This is a genomic window from Flavisolibacter tropicus, from assembly GCF_001644645.1.
Taxonomy (GTDB): domain Bacteria; phylum Bacteroidota; class Bacteroidia; order Chitinophagales; family Chitinophagaceae; genus Flavisolibacter; species Flavisolibacter tropicus.
Genome location: NZ_CP011390.1, coordinates 3,533,084 through 3,551,021, shown reverse-complemented (window position 1 = coordinate 3,551,021; position 17,938 = coordinate 3,533,084). Strand labels below are relative to the sequence as shown.

Annotated in this window: 11 protein-coding genes; 6 read left to right on the top strand and 5 right to left on the bottom strand. The window is 44.0% G+C overall.

All coding sequences use genetic code 11. The features are described from left to right. The first annotated feature begins 685 nt into the window (after positions 1-685). Complete coding sequence (locus tag SY85_RS14895; RefSeq protein ID WP_066405698.1) at positions 686-2,554, top strand: glycoside hydrolase family 2 protein; 1,869 nt, start codon at positions 686-688, stop codon at positions 2,552-2,554. A 164-nt stretch (positions 2,555-2,718) separates the two neighbouring features. On the opposite strand, the gene SY85_RS14890 is transcribed toward SY85_RS14895, so the two are convergent. Beyond that, entirely contained in the window at positions 2,719-5,832 is a 3,114-nt protein-coding gene (locus tag SY85_RS14890) for a T9SS type A sorting domain-containing protein (RefSeq protein WP_066405697.1), read from the bottom strand. A gap of 131 nt (positions 5,833-5,963) precedes the next feature. Here SY85_RS14890 and SY85_RS14885 point away from each other — a divergent pair, with 131 nt between their 5' ends. After that, a complete protein-coding gene (locus tag SY85_RS14885) occupies positions 5,964-7,103 on the top strand; it encodes an L-dopachrome tautomerase-related protein (RefSeq protein ID WP_082886479.1) in 1,140 nt (379 codons plus the stop codon). Positions 7,104-7,218: 115 nt separating this feature from the next. On the opposite strand, the gene SY85_RS14880 is transcribed toward SY85_RS14885, so the two are convergent. After that, on the bottom strand, positions 7,219-7,470 hold the full coding sequence (locus SY85_RS14880) for a hypothetical protein (RefSeq protein WP_066405696.1): 252 nt from the start codon (positions 7,468-7,470) through the stop codon (positions 7,219-7,221). Positions 7,471-7,891: 421 nt separating this feature from the next. Then, positions 7,892-8,917, bottom strand: coding sequence for a hypothetical protein (locus tag SY85_RS14875; RefSeq protein WP_066405695.1), 1,026 nt, complete (start codon positions 8,915-8,917; stop codon positions 7,892-7,894). A gap of 636 nt (positions 8,918-9,553) precedes the next feature. Between SY85_RS14875 and SY85_RS14870 the strand changes: the two genes are divergently transcribed. From SY85_RS14870 to SY85_RS14845, 4 genes are all read left to right on the top strand, one after another. Further along, positions 9,554-10,723, top strand: coding sequence for a C40 family peptidase (locus SY85_RS14870; protein WP_066405694.1), 1,170 nt, complete (start codon positions 9,554-9,556; stop codon positions 10,721-10,723). A 1,665-nt stretch (positions 10,724-12,388) separates the two neighbouring features. Continuing rightward, positions 12,389-14,842, top strand: a complete 2,454-nt coding sequence (locus tag SY85_RS14855; RefSeq protein ID WP_066409814.1) for an outer membrane beta-barrel protein — start codon at positions 12,389-12,391, stop codon at positions 14,840-14,842. 166 nt (positions 14,843-15,008) lie between these two features. Then, complete coding sequence (locus tag SY85_RS14850; RefSeq protein WP_066405691.1) at positions 15,009-16,115, top strand: sensor histidine kinase; 1,107 nt, start codon at positions 15,009-15,011, stop codon at positions 16,113-16,115. Further along, the gene (locus SY85_RS14845) at positions 16,112-16,834 is read left to right on the top strand and encodes a LytR/AlgR family response regulator transcription factor (protein ID WP_082886477.1); all 723 of its coding nucleotides are present in this window, start codon (positions 16,112-16,114) and stop codon (positions 16,832-16,834) included. The genes SY85_RS14850 and SY85_RS14845 overlap by 4 nt, the downstream gene beginning before the upstream one ends. A 51-nt stretch (positions 16,835-16,885) precedes the next feature. On the opposite strand, the gene SY85_RS14840 is transcribed toward SY85_RS14845, so the two are convergent. Beyond that, complete coding sequence (locus SY85_RS14840; RefSeq protein ID WP_066405690.1) at positions 16,886-17,068, bottom strand: hypothetical protein; 183 nt, start codon at positions 17,066-17,068, stop codon at positions 16,886-16,888. A gap of 208 nt (positions 17,069-17,276) precedes the next feature. Continuing rightward, on the bottom strand, positions 17,277-17,915 hold the full coding sequence (locus tag SY85_RS14835) for a class I SAM-dependent methyltransferase (RefSeq protein WP_066405689.1): 639 nt from the start codon (positions 17,913-17,915) through the stop codon (positions 17,277-17,279). Positions 17,916-17,938 lie beyond the last annotated feature (23 nt).

Here is a 17,938-nt window from a genome sequence, read left to right as displayed (position 1 = left end):
TAAAATAGCAAGTGCCAGTGTCAGCGCTGTTCCACAAACGTTACTCAGCAAAAAAGAATTTATGCACAAGAGAACTAGGATTAGCATGACGAAATGGATTAGGGGGAAAGATTGATATAAATTAAGAGCAAATATTTGCCGTTGATTAATTATAGTCTATAGTACGAAAAGACAATCGCCACTAGGGCTTTTTTTCTACTGTACTTCTTAACGATCGGCTCTAAACGATCAAAGAACAATTTATTTATTAGTGCCCCATTTCCTCAAAATCCACTAAATCTTACAAATCCTAGTTCTGTTTGGCATACTATATGAATACTTCTTTTCTGGAAAGCGCCTTCATACAACTGGCATCCTTTCAAGAGAATTTAGGAGATTATGGTTACAAGGATGTATCAAATCGTGTATGGCGTGTGGAGTAAGGTGATGTGGTGTATTTTAATGGTTTTTTCTTTTGGAACAGAAAGAGGTAGGGTTAACGTTCTACCTCTTTTTTTGACCGCAGGTGTGAGAAAATCAATAAGCCGTGAAATGTGAAATGTCAAAGGATGTCCAATTAGCCAGTCTCTCGTTGCGTGTAGCGTACAGCTTGTAGCGTGTGGCTCATCCTCCTTTCCTTCTTTTCATCTCTCTTAGCTCCTTGGCTTAAAATTCGCAGCTACTCTTTTCAGAATAAACAACAGCTATGGAGCATACCCATCCTAATTATGGATTAACTAAAAGCCAGGAAGAACAATACGCTGAAGAAACCTTTGTAGACCCGTTGCCGCGTGCGGTACTCCGCTCTAATTCTTTTATGCTGCTAGACGGCGAATGGCGCTTTGCATTAGATACAGACGATACAGGCATCCTAAAAAGCTGGCACCTGGGTCATCAGTATGAACATACCGCCAATTGGCCCGGCTCTATTGAAGACCATATGGAGAAAGCCAAGATACACACAGATAGTGGCTGGCGCGATAAAATTGTGGCCTGGTATGAGCGCGAGTTTCCACTACCTGAGTTGGAAAATGGCAACGGGCATCCACATTCACTTTTACAATTAACCTTTGGCGCTTGTGGTTATGAGACCAGAGTGTGGCTCAATGGTATCTTACTGCGTACTATAGAAGGCGAGGAGATGCATGTTGGCGAATACACGTCTTTCTCCTATGAATTAGATCCCAGTATGCTGCGTCCTGTCAATCGGCTTACTGTACGTATTGCCGACACCATGGATGCCGAAATACCCCGGGGCAAACAGGAATCGCATGTATACAAGCGGGGCGGCATTTGGTATCAAACCTATACAGGTGCAGTACGCAGCATTTGGCTGGAAACCGTAGAGCGCAACCGGCTGCGCTCTCGCGTGGGCGTAGTAAGCAGTATTGAAGACAACTTGATACGTTTCAATTTTACAACACGTATTCATGATCCTGGTCGCTATACATTACGCTTGAAGATCTATTACCGCAAACAAAGTGAAAATGAGCCCGTAGTAGTGGATGAGTTTCCTTTCTTTTTAGAAGCTGGAGAGAAACGACAGCGGGTAGTGGTAGAAATTCCCAATGCTAAACTATGGTCGCCAGAAGAGCCTAACCTGTATCGCCTTAAAGCAGAACTCATTGATGCGGATGGATACAGTGCAGAAATAGAAACACATTTTGGAATACGCAAGATCGAGTCCCGGGGTGCCTGGGTATACTTAAACAACAAGAAGATTTACCTGGATGGCATTTTGTATCAACCAGCCGCAGCTACTTACGAGGAGATCAAAAAACATATGTTTGCCATGAAGCGACTGGGTTGTAATCTGGTGCGCATACACATTGCTGGTGTTGATCCGCGTATTTACAAGCTGGCCGACCGGTTAGGGATGCTGTTGTGGGTAGAAGTACCCAGTCCGCATAGCTCTACCCAGCGCAGTCGTGCCGCTCACCGCGATGAGCTGATGCGCATGCTGGTATTGATTGGCACGCACCCATCAGTTGTAATCTGGAGTTTGTATAATGAAGACTGGGGCGCGCAAGATATTGCCACCAACCCCGATACCCGCCAGTACATTATGGATATGTATCACTACCTGCAACTGGCCTATCCGCAGTTTCTGGTAGTAGACAACGATGGATGGCAACACATATCTTATGAAGGGCGCCTGAAGACCGATCTGTTCACCGTACACCTGTATACACCAGAGATTACACGCTGGCGTGAAATGCTGGATAGTCTGGTAAATGGCCAACTGGAAGGCGTAGCCGCTTTCCCATTGGTGGTAGGTGATCCCTTCTTTTATCGAAAACAGGTGCCTTTAATAGTGAGCGAGTGGGGTGGCTTTGGTTTTGCGGATTATGGCGGCCCTAATGACGATGAAGCACGTACAGAACAAATCCGGCTTTACAAAGAAGAGCTACGCAAGCGACTCATTGCCGGCGATGTGTATACGCAGGCTACCAATATTGAAGATGAGCGCAACGGACTGCTGGAATGGAACGGTGATCTGAAAGTGCCAGAGGGGCTGTTGAATTCAAGTGGGGGCGTTGAGAATATTGAACAAGGAACAAGGAATGAAGAATGAAGGAAATGTTCAATGCTCAACTTTCAATACTCAATGAGCGATTATAGAATTTAAAAGCACTCCTTTAAATGGGAGTGCTTTTCTTTTAATTCATGATTTTTAGAATTCCTTTTAGCGTCTTTGCGCCTCTATGTGAAGCTCGACGCTTGCAGCGCTCTCTCACTTTATAATTTTAGAAATGATCGTACAGTCTTCCACTTTTTATTGCTGATAACCAACTGATAAACGCCAGGTTTTATAGATTCAGGCAATGAGATTGAATATCGGTTAGTGCCTGGTGTTAAACGCACTTCATGGCTGTCAATGAGTTGCCCGTCTGCGGTATACACGTATAACACTGTGGGCAAAAGCTCAGGGGTATTTATTGCTAGCCGCAGATGTCTATCTCGCACAGGGTTGGGCGTTATAGCCACTGAAGTGTTTTGGGGCAAAGGCGTATTAATAGCTGTAGGCGTTTGTCCTTTAATAACAAGGGTGCCTAAATAAGCATTCTCTTCGTAATCCGATATTTCGGTTGTCAACCGCGCTGTACTAAGAGCGGGATCTGTTTGTGCCGTATAAGCAAAGGAAACTACGCTGTCGCGGTAAATATCAAAATCATACATTGTTTCTGAATAAGGCGTATGCAGGCGATAGCTATTTTTGGCCACCAGGTTACTATCCAAAACAAGGCCAATAGCATCCGTGAATCCAGAGTGCGCTATTTGTATAGTATCAATCTTTTGAGCAAAGCTTATATAGCCACTCAAATAAATACGCCCATCAGCCTTATTTTTCATATGGCTTATCTCCATTCCAAAGATTTTATAGCCCTTTAAGGCTCCAGCGGTGTCTAATTGTACAAGCGTAGGATAAAAGGCTTTTGCCTCGGAATGAAGTAACTGGCCATCCCAGTAAACGGGTTTGCTGTTATATTGGGTACTTGTTAGTAACAGAGGCTTGTCATTGATTAGCAGCAAATCTCTATTACCATAAACCGCTGCACCAGCATCACCGGAAAAACGCTTTGCCCAAATATATCCATTCCAATGTAGCTTCATTAAACCTGTGTGTGAAACACGGCTTGCGTTTGAAGAAGTATTGTTTGTCAGTTGTATGGCATCAATATAGGTTGCGCCATTATGCATCCGGAGCATGGTGGTCTCGTAGAGCGAGCTTGTGCCAGGCACGTTATACGAAAGATAGATAGCATCCTTCTTATCTATTTCAATCCTGTTGATACTAGGATAGGGTGTGCCCACTAACTTCCTTGCGCCAATTATCTGCCTTGTTTCTGGATGAACACGAAGTATATAAAATCCATTATCATTTGGAAAGCCGGGGTAATTTACTTTATGCAAAACATTGGTTACAAAAGCCAAGTCACCATTAGAAAAGAAGTTGAAATCCCGAATATTTTGTTGCTCCTCACCATTAGCTACTTCTTTTAAATTAATAACAGTGAGGTTTCCACTACTATCCACTTGAGCCATTAAACTGGCCGATATATCTACTTTATACAGTTGTTTGTTAATTGAAATATAATTACTATCGTTACTCCAGGCGCCATAGTTGATTAAAAAATAAGCTTTGTTATTTCTAACAGTAAGCTTGCTGATTTGTGTTGAAAGCAGTGTTGAAAAAGCGCGGTGAAACCACTTCACTTGTCCATTCGGCATAATCCGGCAAATAAAGGCATCTTTACGCGCAGCACTACTACGAATGGAAGGGGCATCCTTATCGATTGCGGTTCGACCACGAGCATAGCCCATTACAATCCGGCTGCCATCTGAAAGATACTCTACAAATTGAGTGGCATCAGCAAGGTCGACACCTGGCTGCATACTGCCTGTTTCCACTTGTAAATCAGTATTTATTTGAAATGGATTCCAAACATTATCCTGCATCAGGTTAAAGGCAATTTTACCCGGCCCCGCATCATGGAAGTAATTATGTGAAAGTGAACTGGTTTCATACGGCGTTTGCTCTCCATACCATTGCATGCTTGTATGGTTTAACCCAAGATCTGCTTTTGCAATGAAGCTTTTGCTGGCACCATTCAAGTTCACTATTGCAGACAAATTTGGGAAAACAGGTATCAGTGTGTCACGTTGCGCTAACGCACCTATAGGTGATTCATTTGAGCCGCGATAATAACCGCTAAAAAACAACTGATTGTCTTTTATAAATAGCTCTCTAAAGTTAATACCTCTATCACTTTGTGAAGCAGTAGTTATATAGTTCCGGCTTAAATCAACCACTCGTTTTGCCGTTAATGAAGAGTCGAAGACAACAAGCGCATTTTGAGCAAAGGGTACACTATGACCGTCTACCATATATAACGGACTGTTAGGCCATACGTTCATTATTGTATAAATAGAGTCGCTGGCTGATAATGTAAGCGGCATTCGACCTAATGAATGCGCATCAGGATTAAGAAACTTGAGTTTAAAGTCGGTATAGGAGGTATCTGTTTTTAATAACATGGGATAGCCCGAGGGAAAAGACCGCAGTGAATGACTCACACCATTTACAGTTACATTGCTCCCACCCGTAAACACTAAGAAAAGCAATAACTTCTCATCCTGGAACTGACCTACATTTCGCACTTGAAGTGATTGCCCATTAAAAAAACTCCCAATCTCCTTTACTTTTATCAACTTACCTGTAGTATCAAACATCAGGTGCAGGAGCCCAAATGAATTGGCGGCCTTAACGATTATCGAATCATTTACTTTGATATCAGTAGCCTCTAAATTATTGTAAGTGGCAAAAGCATGTATAATACTCTTACTTGCATACAGCTTCGTCAAAGTCAGCTGCATTCGCACGGCCCACTTTACATTACCTGCTGTGTCGGTATTAACAATAGCACTTGTTGTTATTGGCTTGCTTGACACAGCATGCAGATAAGGCTTAAGTATATGGCCTTGGAAGCTGACAGTTTCAACTAGCCGGCTTGAAAAACTAAGCGAGTTGTTTTCACTAAAAACAAATGTTTCAGGAAGCGCTATATCAGAATTAGCAGAACCGAATGTTTTGTACCGGATGATCTTTCCTGCATTATCGGTCTTCAACCAAAACACATCTTCCTGGCCTTCACCACTCGTTAGTCGCTGGCCCTTTACGGTAAGCTCACCTTTGAACGTCCCTACATAATATTGGTTGCCCTGCAGGTCTACTGCATGGCCTCTTATCATGGTAGGAAACTCCTGGTAACCTAACAATTGATTATTGGATTGTTGTGTAAAGCCTGCCATAGCAGTAAGCAGGCAAAGGGATAGGATAAAAATTCTCATATAGGTTCGGTAATACGCAAAAAAAGAAGCTAAGGTAAGGCTCCATTTAGATATAGACCTATACCCAAAAGAGGTGATGTGCTTGCTCTTTCTGGCACCATTCTTTGATATTTCACTTATCAAACCTCGTTATGCGTATATCTCTACTATCAAGCCTTGGACTTATTCTTTTGCTTCTCGCTTGTAATAATTCAAATAAGACAGGTAGAGCTCAGCCCTCTGACACATCTACAACCGTAAATGATACTTCTGCCACCAACAATCAATCAGCGCTAGAGCTGGTGTACCTCGACAGCACTTACCAATTAACAGGCGTGGCAAAAGAAGAAGGAGGCTACATGTGGGTCAACTATCCACGCTGGTCTGATAGCTACCGATATGGAGTAGTACATGTTACAGGTACAAACAGCCGAGAGCCTTATCCTGATTCGGTGATGAATAAATGGCAAGCAGGACAGCCAGGCACTAACAAGTGGGTTTGTGTGCAATCGGTTTATGTAGATGATAGCAGCCGATTGTGGGTTTTAGATCCGGCAGCTCCTAAAATGAAAAATGTAACTGGTGGTGGGGCAAAGCTGGTACGCATCAACAAGTCAACGGGTTTTCCAGAACGTACCTACTCATTTAAAGGCATTATTCCAGACAGTGCCTATGTAAATGATATACGCGTAGATGTGCAGCGCAACTATGCCTACCTCACCGAATCAAAAGGCGGTGGTTTAATAGTCATTGATTTAAATACAGGCAAGATGCGTCGCTTATTGAGTAGCCACTATTCTGTAAAGTCTGATACCACCTTCTACTTTGTGATTGATGGTCAGGAGCTCATGAAAGATGGAAGGCCCGTTAAAATCAACTCAGATGGTATTGCATTAACACCTGATTACGCCTGGTTGTATTACAAACCACTGACGGATAATAAACTTTATCGCATACGCACAGAAGACTTGCGAAATGCCAGCCTGACGGATACAGCACTGGCATCTAAGGTAGAGGACTTAGGACACTTTACTACCACAGACGGGATGATCTTTGATAAGGCAGGCAATCTATATTTGGGCGATTTACAGAACTACAGCATTGTGCGTATCGATAAGAATCATAAGATGACAACGTTGGTTAAAGATCAGCGCTTGCTCTGGCCCGATAGTTATGCCATTGGCGATGGCTACTTATACATTACCTGCTCTCAAATACACAAACAACCCGAGTATAATAACGGCGTAAATAAACGAACCAGCCCTTATGCCGTGTATAGGATTAAGCTTTAGGATAGAGCTGCAAGCTACACGCTGCACGAGAAGAAAGAGTAACTGTTCGCATATCTTTTCTCGTTCAATGTTTCACATCTCACGGCTTATAGCTTGTAGCTTACAGCTCTATCAGCTACTTTCTTCCACCAGACTTAGGTACACTGGTCAATGTATCGTTATCGTTAAATCGCGGTATGGTGATCTTGATAGGTTCTGGAGCTGTTTTCTTGGTGTCTTTCTTTACAGGTGCTGCTGCTTCTGCGTTTTTCTTAGGAGCTTTTGCGGCATAAGATGAAGTAGATAGGGCCTTGGCGGGAGCGTTCTGAGCAGCTGCGTATCCGCTAAAGGTCAATATACATGCAGCGGCTATGATCCACTTTTTCATGGCGAAGCGTTTTAAGTGAAAGAAAAGAACTCACTTTAAAGACGCAATCATTGTTCCAAAGGATGCTTATGCGAAAAAATGTTAAGAGAAGTTTAGAACTCAGTGCCGATCATACTGTATATAATCCTGCCATCCCAAAACAATGAAATTAGTTGTTGCTATACATCGGACATCTACCAGTTGCAACCCAGCATATCCCAATTTTCTGTAGATGGTCTTCCATTATCTGTATACCGCTGCTCATAGATACAGGCCATTCATCCCTAGCCATTCCCCATCTCATATTTCACGTTTCTTGTTTCACGTTTCATGCCTCACCATTCGACACTGACCACTGCCTTTACCGCTGTGGACTGTCGTCTGTCGACCGTGGACCTCTTTCACGTCTCACGTTTGACGTTTCACGACACTCACCACTCCATCAATTCTTTGTATACGGCTCTGTTCTTGAACGCACATTCATACGATCCACCGTGCGGTAATCCCATTGTTGATTTAGTACCACGGCGTGTACTTTCACCATCACACGTACGGGTTCCGTCAGGTTATCGTTCAGCAGGCCCAGGTATACTTTACCATAAGTAGGCGACTTCATTTGAGCAGCATCATTGATCACATCGGCGCTTTTGTAAGCAGTGGCTGCTGTTTCTCGTCCTTCCCGGAAAGCGGTAGCGCTGTTAGCATCACGCAAAAAGCTGTAGCGAATATTATCCTCGCCCTGTATGCGGTTGAAGTAGTTAAGACCTTGTAAGGCCAGTGCTGCCATAACAGTGTACCCCGGAATGTTAGACACGGTAGTACTATTTTCTTTATACTTCTCTCTTGCCTTATAATATTCTTCCATACCCTCGCCTCCTGTACCAATATAATAGCTCCAGGCTGTTGTGCCCTGTGGCAGGTTAAACTCTAGCAGCGTGCGGTTGGTCTGGCCGTTGGTGGTTTGCTGACCATACACTTTGGCATTCTGCTCCAGCACAGTGTGCACCATGGTGTCGCTTTTTACCAGGTAACGTTCTTGTGTAGGCACAATGGTGGTGTCGTATAGTGTGCGCCAGTAAACAGTAGAGTTGTAGCTGCGAGTGGCTTCGCTGGCCGGTATCCGTTGTATACGAAACTTACACACGCGGCCACTAATGGAGCTATTCTTAAAGCGGAACTTATAAACACCATCACGAGGTATTTGAATGACTTTATTCTGAATGCGACTGGTTTTGTAATCCATGAACTTGGAAGTAGATGGCCACTCCATGATCTCTACTTCTTTCAATTCCTTTCCTTTTGTTTCTTCAAAGTTGAAGATCAGCTGATCGCCTGCTGCAAAACCATAGTAGAACTCTTCATCTCCCCACGCTGCTACCTTTAAGGTGTTTTCAACTACTTCTACAGGCTTTTGAGCAATGGCTTGCAGCGCCAGAAGACAGGCAAGTGCAGAAACAAATTTTTTCATAAGGGCTGGTTTTGAGGGTACAAGATACGCAGAGGCGAGGAAAAGCTGCACGCTATACGCTTCACGCAGTGCGCGCCGGGGCGCGGAGGAAGGGTTTCGCACAGAGGAAAGGAGAAAAGGAGAATTAGCTGATTAGCTAATGTGCCGATTAGCTAATGAAGAAAGGTTTCACGCAAAGGTGCCAAGGGTAAAAGACGCGAAGAAGTAATACGCTATAACGAAAAAGCAATCCTTTAAGAGGGGTGCTTTTCTATTTACATTCTCCTTTAGTCATTGATTATTGAACAGTCCTTCATCATTCTTCCTTCCCCAATTCCAAATCCCTAATTCCCAATTCCTTTTTCATTCATCATTCTTCCTTCCTTGTTCCTTGTTCATTATTCCTTTCCTTGTCAACTTTTCAACTTGTTAACCTGTCAACCTAAATCAGCCCTCAGCCATCCTCACATCAGCCATTTTTCTACATCCCAATAATCCGCGGTCCTCCTTTTCTCCTTTCCTCTGTGCGAACCCCCTCTCTGCGCTCCCAGCGCCTCTGCGTGAAAAAAACAGCGCGAAGCGCTCACTACCGTGGACTTTTCTCATTACTCCTCATTCATCACTCATTCTCTTTACCTTAGACCAAACTTCTGTCCGTTGAAATATTCGTTTTTCGTACTCCCATTTGTGGTAATTGGTTGTGCCACGGCAAAAAAAGGAACGCAGCCTTTACCTGAGGTGGATGCTGTCATACAAGAAGTAAAACAACAGTATGCACCCGATAGCCGTACGGTTTCATTTTCGGTTACTGCTACTGGCAATAAAATAGTAGGATATACCAACCAGCCAGCGGCTAAAGCAGCCTTATGGCAACGTTTGGATCGTTTGAATAAACAATTCATCGATAGTGTGGAAGTATTGCCAGCGGCGTCACTACAAAACAAACATTTTGCAGCGGTTACCATTTCAGTTGCAAACCTGCGCACGCAGCCCCGGCATCCGGCCGAACTAGCCACACAGGCTTTGTTTGGTACACCATTGAAAGTATGGAAAAAAGAAAAGGGCTGGTACCTGGTACAAACCCCAGATCAATACATTGCCTGGGTAGATGGATCGGCCATTGCCTTATTGGATAGTGCTCAATACCAGCAATGGAAACAACAACCCAAACTCGTTTATACGGAGCCCTATGGTTTTGCTTATACCACTCCAGCTGCTGGCAGCGCCACGGTTTCCGACCTGGTATTTGGTAGCCTACTGGATGTTACTGGCGAGCGCGATGGGTTTTATGAAGTACGCTTCCCCGATCAGCGAGTAGCCTTTGTGCCCAAGGCCAATGCCCTGCCTTATACCCAATGGACCGCTAGCCGGCAGCCCACATCGGCCAGCTTGGTAGAAACCGCCAAACGCCTGATGGGACTTCCATACTTATGGGGTGGTACTTCTGTAAAAGGCGTAGACTGCAGTGGCTTTACCAAAACCGTATACCTGATGAACGGTTTAGTACTGGCCCGCGATGCCTCCCAACAGGTACATATGGGTGAAGAAGTGGACACTAAAAGCGGTTGGCAAAACCTGCAGCCCGGCGACCTGCTGTTTTTTGGTGCGCGTGCCAAGGACGGCCAACCCGAACGCGTAGTGCACGTGGGTATGTGGATTGGTGGCAATGCCGAATTCATACACTCGGCTGGCATGGTTCACATCAGTAGCTTTAATCCCCAAGCGACAAACTATGATGAAGGTGAACACAAACGCTTCCTCCGTGCCCGCCGCATAGCTCCCCAGGCAGCACTGAAGGATCTGAGGACGGTGAGTTTGTTTGAATGAGAAGGCCCCTCCCGGCCTCCCCGAAGGGAGGAGTGCTGTAGCACGCCCCCAACCCCTAAAGGGGGAGAGACCCACGCACAAAAGATCAAACATTGTTTACATAAAAAAAGCACTCCTTTAGTGGAGTGCTTTTCTATTTTCAATTCTTCTTCCTTGTACCTTGTACCTTGATCATTGAGCGTTGAGCGTTGAACATTTCCTTTCTTGTTCCTTGTTTCTTGCCCCTTGTGCCTTTCCTCCACTTCTTCCTTCTACATTCCTCATTCCTTGTTCCTCGTTCAATATTCTTCTCCTTTTCTCCTTTCCTCTGTGCGAACCCCTTCCTCCGCGCTCTCCGCGCCTCTGCGTGAAACATATCAGCGCGAAGCGCTCGGAAATAGGGATACAAAAAACCCCAGCTAATGCGTGGGGCTTTAATGGTTTTGGTGTTAAGCAGATGTGCGTAGTGCACGTTAGTTTTAGTCAGACACCAGTAATAATTTCCAGTTTCAGTTCAGTTAGTTTTGGTTTTCTAAACTACTGGCGCCTTTGGCTTTACATGGATGTTGGCCTCGTTGGCTGGATATTGGTTTTTGTTTTAGTTCATCGGATACTTTGATTACACAAGGCAGTTAGTTTCGATTGGTGATGCAAAGATGGTTTGCATAAACGCATAGCGAAAGCATTATATGTATCAATTGTGTTATTCATACGATGAATTGACAGGTAAGAACAGGCCAGTTTGCACCCATTTTCAGGCTGGCCATATTGACTTTGCTATCAGAATAAAAGGAATACACATTATAGTTGGATTTAATTATTTGCGGTATCTTAGAAATAGATTACTTACCATTTGACCCCAAAACAAATCGCTTCTCATAGATATTACTATTTACCTCACTCTATATATTATACAAAACACGCACACATGAAATGTACCCCAGCCTTTTGTTGATACGGTTAGTGGTCTTCTTCAAAGGCATACACTAAAAGACAAATAAAGACATGGGAAAACCGAACACAAGATTTTTTCTTGCTTGTGAATGTGAAGGGCCCCGCTTCGGCGGGGCTTTTCTTTATCGCAGATTTAAAGATTTTGTATGGATTTCGCAGCTTAGTTCAGCATGGAGATTGATCCTTAGGAGGTTAAGAAGTAGTTGCTTGGCTATTCCTTCACTCCCCCATGCCTGCTACTTCCTTCTACCTTCATAGCCACTTCACTGTCCCTTCATAGTTACTCCGTATCCCCTTCATAGTTACTCCGTATCCCCTTCATGGTAACTCCGTATCAACTCCGTACCTCACCCGTACCACACCCCATTCTCGGCCGTACCATGACCGTACTCCACCCGTACCCAAACCCATATACCGCTACCAGGCAACCGCTCCAAACCCACAAGAAATAGTAAAGAAAAGTGTAAGAAGAAGAGAAGAATAGGTTTCCAACAAGAAGGCTCTAAAGATACAAAAAAGCCCCGCTGACCTGAAATCTTCAAATCAGAAATCTTCAAATCCTGAAATTCTGAAATCTTGTCAATCCTGCTAATCAAAACCAATCCGCGGTTTGGGGTTTCGTCCTGCCAAAAAGCCTTTTCGTGTATCGTTTTTCGTGATCGTATATGCGCATGATAAGTTTGCAGCCTCAATAATTCAACACCAACTGTCATGTCCCCAAAATTTTCTCTTATGCGTTATTTCAGTTTAATACTGACTGTTTTAATGGTTTCCATAGGAGCTTCCGCCCAAACCGTTTCGGGCGTAGCTAAGGAAACCGGTGGTCAGCCCCTTTCAGGTGCCACTATTACTTTATATAAAGATTCGGCTATTGCCAAGCTGGCGGTAACCAAGGAAAACGGTGCCTACCGCTTTGAGGCTGTAAAGCCCGGTACTTACCGTGTGGGTACTTCGTTTGTAGGTACGGCTCCTACCTTCTCTGCTCCTTTTACGGTAGCCACTGCCGATGTTACTGTTCCTGAACTGGTAGTGAACAAAGCTGGCGCTAACCTGCAAGGCGTAACCGTTACAGCGCGTCGCCCGATAGTAGAAGTAAAGGCCGATAAAATGATTGTAAACGTAGAAGGTACTATCAATGCTACCGGTAATGATGCCCTGGAGCTGCTACGCAAATCTCCGGGTGTACTGGTAGATAAAGACGATAACCTGAGTGTAAGCGGTAAGACCGGCGTACAGGTATATGTAGATGGTCGTCCTACCCCTTTATCAGGTGCTGACCTGGCCAACTACCTGAAAACCTTACAGTCTTCACAGATCGAGTCGATAGAGATCATCTCCAACCCATCGGCCCGTTATGAAGCTGCCGGTAATGCCGGTATCATCAACATCAAGTTGAAGAAGAACAAGAATTTTGGTGCCAATGGATCGGTAACAGCCGGCTTTAACCAAGGTGTGTATCCAAAATACAATGGCGGTGTTACCTTAAACTACCGCAATAAGAATGTAAACCTGTACGGCAACTATAACTATAACAGGAACATCACTAAGGGCAAGTTCAATATTGAACGTTCGTTATTGGATTCATTGTTTGACCAGCGTAATACCATGCGTGCTACCAGCGAGACGCATAGCTTTAAAGGCGGTATTGACCTTACGCTAAGCAAGCAATCTTCTATTGGTGCTATGGTAAACGGTACGTATTCAAACACCGAAATGAACAATACAGGACGTACGGCCATTATCTACAAGCCAACCAATACAACGGATCGCATATTGACAGCTCCAAACCATGGAGAAATGAGCCGCGATAATATCAACTTTAACCTGAACTATAACTATGCTGCAAAGGATGGTAAAAGCTTAGTGTTGAATGCGGATCATGGTATCTATACCCTTAAAACCGATCAATTACAGCCTAACTATTATTATACTGCAACTGGCAATACCTTGATTAAATCAGTGGTGTATAGTATGCTGTCGCCTACCGATATCCAGATTTCTTCTTTAAAAGCGGACTATGAGCAGAACTTTGCTAAAGGAAAGTTAGGTTTTGGAGGAAAGGTATCTTATGTAAAAACGGATAATGATTTTCAGCGTTACGACGTCTTTTCTACAGGTAAACAGCTGGATAAAGACCATAGCAACCGTTTCAAATACGAAGAGAACATCAATGCCGGTTATGTAAACTATAACCGTGCGCTGAAAGGAATGATGGTACAGGCAGGCTTACGTGTAGAAAACACAAACCTGGAAGGTACATCTACCGGTTTGAAGAAAGAAGGTACTGAGTATGTAAATGCAAAGACTACTTTCAAAAGACCTTATACTGACTTCTTCCCAAGTGCAGCTATTACGTTCAACAAGAACCCAATGAAGCAATGGAACCTGACATATAGCCGCCGTATCGACCGCCCGGCTTACCAGGACCTGAACCCTTTTGAGTTCCGCCTGGATGAATACACGTTCCAAAAAGGTAACGTAAACCTGAGACCGCAATACACCAATAGCTTTGGTCTTACACATACTTACAAGTATAAGTTTAATGTTACAGCCAACTATAGCCATGTAAAAGACATGTCTGCTCAGTTGATTGATACGGCTGAACGCTCTAAATCGTTCATCACTAAGAAAAACCTGGCTACCCAAGACATCGTTAGCTTGAACGCCAGCTATCCTTTCAGCTACAAGCGCTTTACCTCGTTCATGAACATGAACACCAACTACTCTCAGTATAAAGCCGATTTTGGTGCAGGCCGTGAAATTGACCTGGAAGCGTTTGGCTTGACCTTCTTCTCTCAAAACAGCATGAAGCTGGGTAAAGACAAGAGCTGGACTGCCGAGCTAACAGGTTTCTATAATGCACCAACGATTTACCAGGGCGCCTTTAAAGCTAAGAGCCTGTGGGGTGTAGATGCTGGTGTACAAAAGTTGGTGCTGAAAGGACAAGGTACTGTTAAGGCATCTGTAAGCGATATCTTCCACAGCATGCAGTTCAGAGGTACTAACTCATTTGCTGGTCAGGAATCTAAATTCAATGCCCGTTGGGAAAGCCAGCAGGTGAAGTTGAACTTCTCTTACCGCTTTGGTAACAAGCAAGTGAAGGCAGCCCGCCAGCGTGCTGTAGGTTCTGAAGAAGAAAACAAACGTACACAAGGTGGTAGCGGTGGAATTGGTATTGGTCAATAAGATAGTTTCAAGTGTAAGGTTTCACGTTGGGAACGTTTTCCCATCAGCAATGAAGCCTTGTTCGAATAGATGATGATAAAGACACGAAAGATGAACTAGGCAGCTATTCACTTTCGTGTCTTTTCATTTTCAATTAGTTGTATTTTTTTAACTTTCAAGCGTTGTTATGAATACCAGCAAGCGATTTCGATTTTGGAGAGTGTTTTGGGTAGTGTTGGGGCTCTATCTTTTCTTTGGTATACTGGGCATCATTACTATGTCCATTACACCAGAAGCGAAAGAGGTGAACCTGGCAAAGATGCTGACCTGGCGCCATTTGTCAAGTCAAGTCGCTAGCTTGCTGTTTACATCCTTATTTTATTATTTTTCGCTTAACGCCTTTTATCCTTTATATGCCACACGCAAACCGGCTATTCATTTTCTAAAGCCGGCCGTACTAACTGTTTTAGCTGTTACTGCCTATTACAGTTTTACCTATTACTTTCTAGACAGGCAAACCATTGGCATTACTGTTAATAATGGGCCATCAAAAGTGCAGGCAACAATGGCTTTACTGCTATTTGCCTACTTTATAGGAGCGGCTTTTTACCTGGGAGCTACCTTATTGATTGCTTACCTTACTTATTTACGCGATGAGCGCTTGCAGCGCAAAGTGCTGGAAGAGCAAAAACTGCAACTGGAAGTAGAAAAGTCGCAGGCCAACTTCAACTTTCTGAAAGCCCAGATCAACCCGCACTTTTTGCACAACACACTAAACTTTTTATACGCTAAGTCACTGCCCTACTCGCCTGAATTATCAGAAGGCATCCTTACCCTTAGTGAGATCATGCGTTACGCTTTAAGTGAGGGCAATACCAAAGATGGTAAGACCGCACTGAAAGATGAAATTGAGCACTTACGCAATGTTATTAAGATCAACCAACTTCGTTTTAGCAATAAGCTAAACGTGCAACTGGATTTGGAAGGCGTGATTAATGGAGCGCGTATCATACCTTTTGTATTGATTACACTGGTTGAAAATGCCTTTAAACATGGCGATCTTAAAAGCACGGAATACCCGATTACGATCCGTGTCGTTGTTATGGGACATAAATTATTTTTCTACTGCCGCAATAAAAAGAAAAGCGGTCCCGGACCCAAGGAACTTTCTACCGGCATAGGGCTCGATAACATAAAAAAGCGCCTGGAACTGGCATATGGTGATAATTATGAGTTTAAAGTCAGAGATGAAGCTGAATTTTACACCACAGAATTAACCATTGATCCTTTATGATCTCTTGTATTATAGTCGACGACGAACAACATGCTATAGACATATTGGTGCACTATGTTAACCAAACGCCTTACCTGCAGCTGGTAGGTACCACCACCAACCCCATGGAGGCCTTGCAGCTGGTGAATACACAGAAGGTGGACCTGGTGTTTTTAGATATACAGATGCCGGAATTATCCGGTATGGATTTCATTAAAGCCATACAAGGCAAGGCAAAAGTGGTTTTGACCACGGCCTATAGTGAGTTTGCCCTGGAAAGCTATGAACTGGATGTGGTAGACTACCTGCTGAAACCTATTCGCTTTCCCCGCTTTTTGCAGGCCAGTCAAAAAGCCTTAAAAGACCTGGGCGTTGAAAAAGAGGAGGATGATAAAGAGCTGGAAGAAGACGATTACATTTTTGTAAAAACCGAACTCAAAGGCAAGCTGCTAAAGATCACCCTCAACGAGATCGACTACATAGAGAGCATGAAAAACTATGTGGCTATTTACCAGGGCGCCCAAAAAACAATGGTACTAACCAGCATGAAAGAGCTGGAGGAGCGCTTGCCACAAAAACAGTTTATGCGTGTGCATAAGTCGTTTATTATACCCTTGGCCAAGATCACTGGTATTGAAGGCAACCTGTTGCGCATAAAGGATGTAGCAACAGATATACAAATTGGGGAAAATTACAAGGCTGAACTGATGGAGTTGATCAAGAATAAAATGATCCAGTAGCTTGAATGTAGTCAATTACCCGTATGGCCTATACGTACAGCAGCTATTCGATCAGAAGTAGCTTTTTCCTTTTTTAGGCGGATATAGTATATCGTAAGCGGTTTCATAGCCGGCGTCTGCCACTTTCATTTGTCTTTTTAGCATGGCATTTCTTTGCATCAACACCCCTACAACCCAACCCACTGCTACTAAAGAAATGACCCCCAAGCCAACCGCCAATGTAGAATTTTTCATTGAATAGATTTATACAGTACTACCTGCAAAAAATATTCCGCATCCTTACTACCTTTTCTTCATTGGCAATAAGACCCCTTTCAAGTAGAAAATCTGGTATTTCCTCTGGATTTTGGTCTTAGGTATTTATCCCATTATTCGGATTTCGATTTTCCCTTTTCGGATTTTCCTTTCGGATTTCCCAAAACCAAACCACTCTATTCACTACTTATGCGTGCAATACAAAAACGCTGATCGAGGTTTTTACGCCATGCTGCGACACCTCTATTTCTTCCACCTGTTTTGCCAGGGGCAGGATCTGCTCCACAAAGGGTTTTGCCATTAGGCGTTGAGGCGTGCTTAAAACAATAGTAACGCCTTTAGTAAGGAAATCGTGCAGAAGGGTATGCAGAACAGTAAACTCCCGCGGGTCATAATTTACATCGCTTATCAGCAGTACCTCTGTTGTTAAATCGCTGGGTAGATGGTTCCAGTCCAGTACCAGTGGCGTTACATTGGCCAGTGCATTCTGCACCACCGATTTTTGCATAACAGCCACTGCATCCGGCAGGTAGTCGCTGCAGAAAACCTGCTCGGCCCAGGTAGCGGCTAAGAGGGAAGGCAAGCCCAAACCGGCAGCCAGTTCCAGCACTTTTTTCTGTTGTACCAGTTCCGGATGATGCACCAGGAACTCTGCCATGGCCAGTGAGGCGGGCCAGATCTGTGTCCAGTAGGGAAAGGGTGTTTTAGGATTGTGGTGTTTTTGGTCGCGGTAGAGGCGGCGTACATATCCGGCGTCCGGTATACAAAGCTCTATCTGGTGTGGCCCCCATTTAAACGTTTGGCAATGCAGAAAATCAGTGATCATTCAGGGGCGCAACTTACCAATTT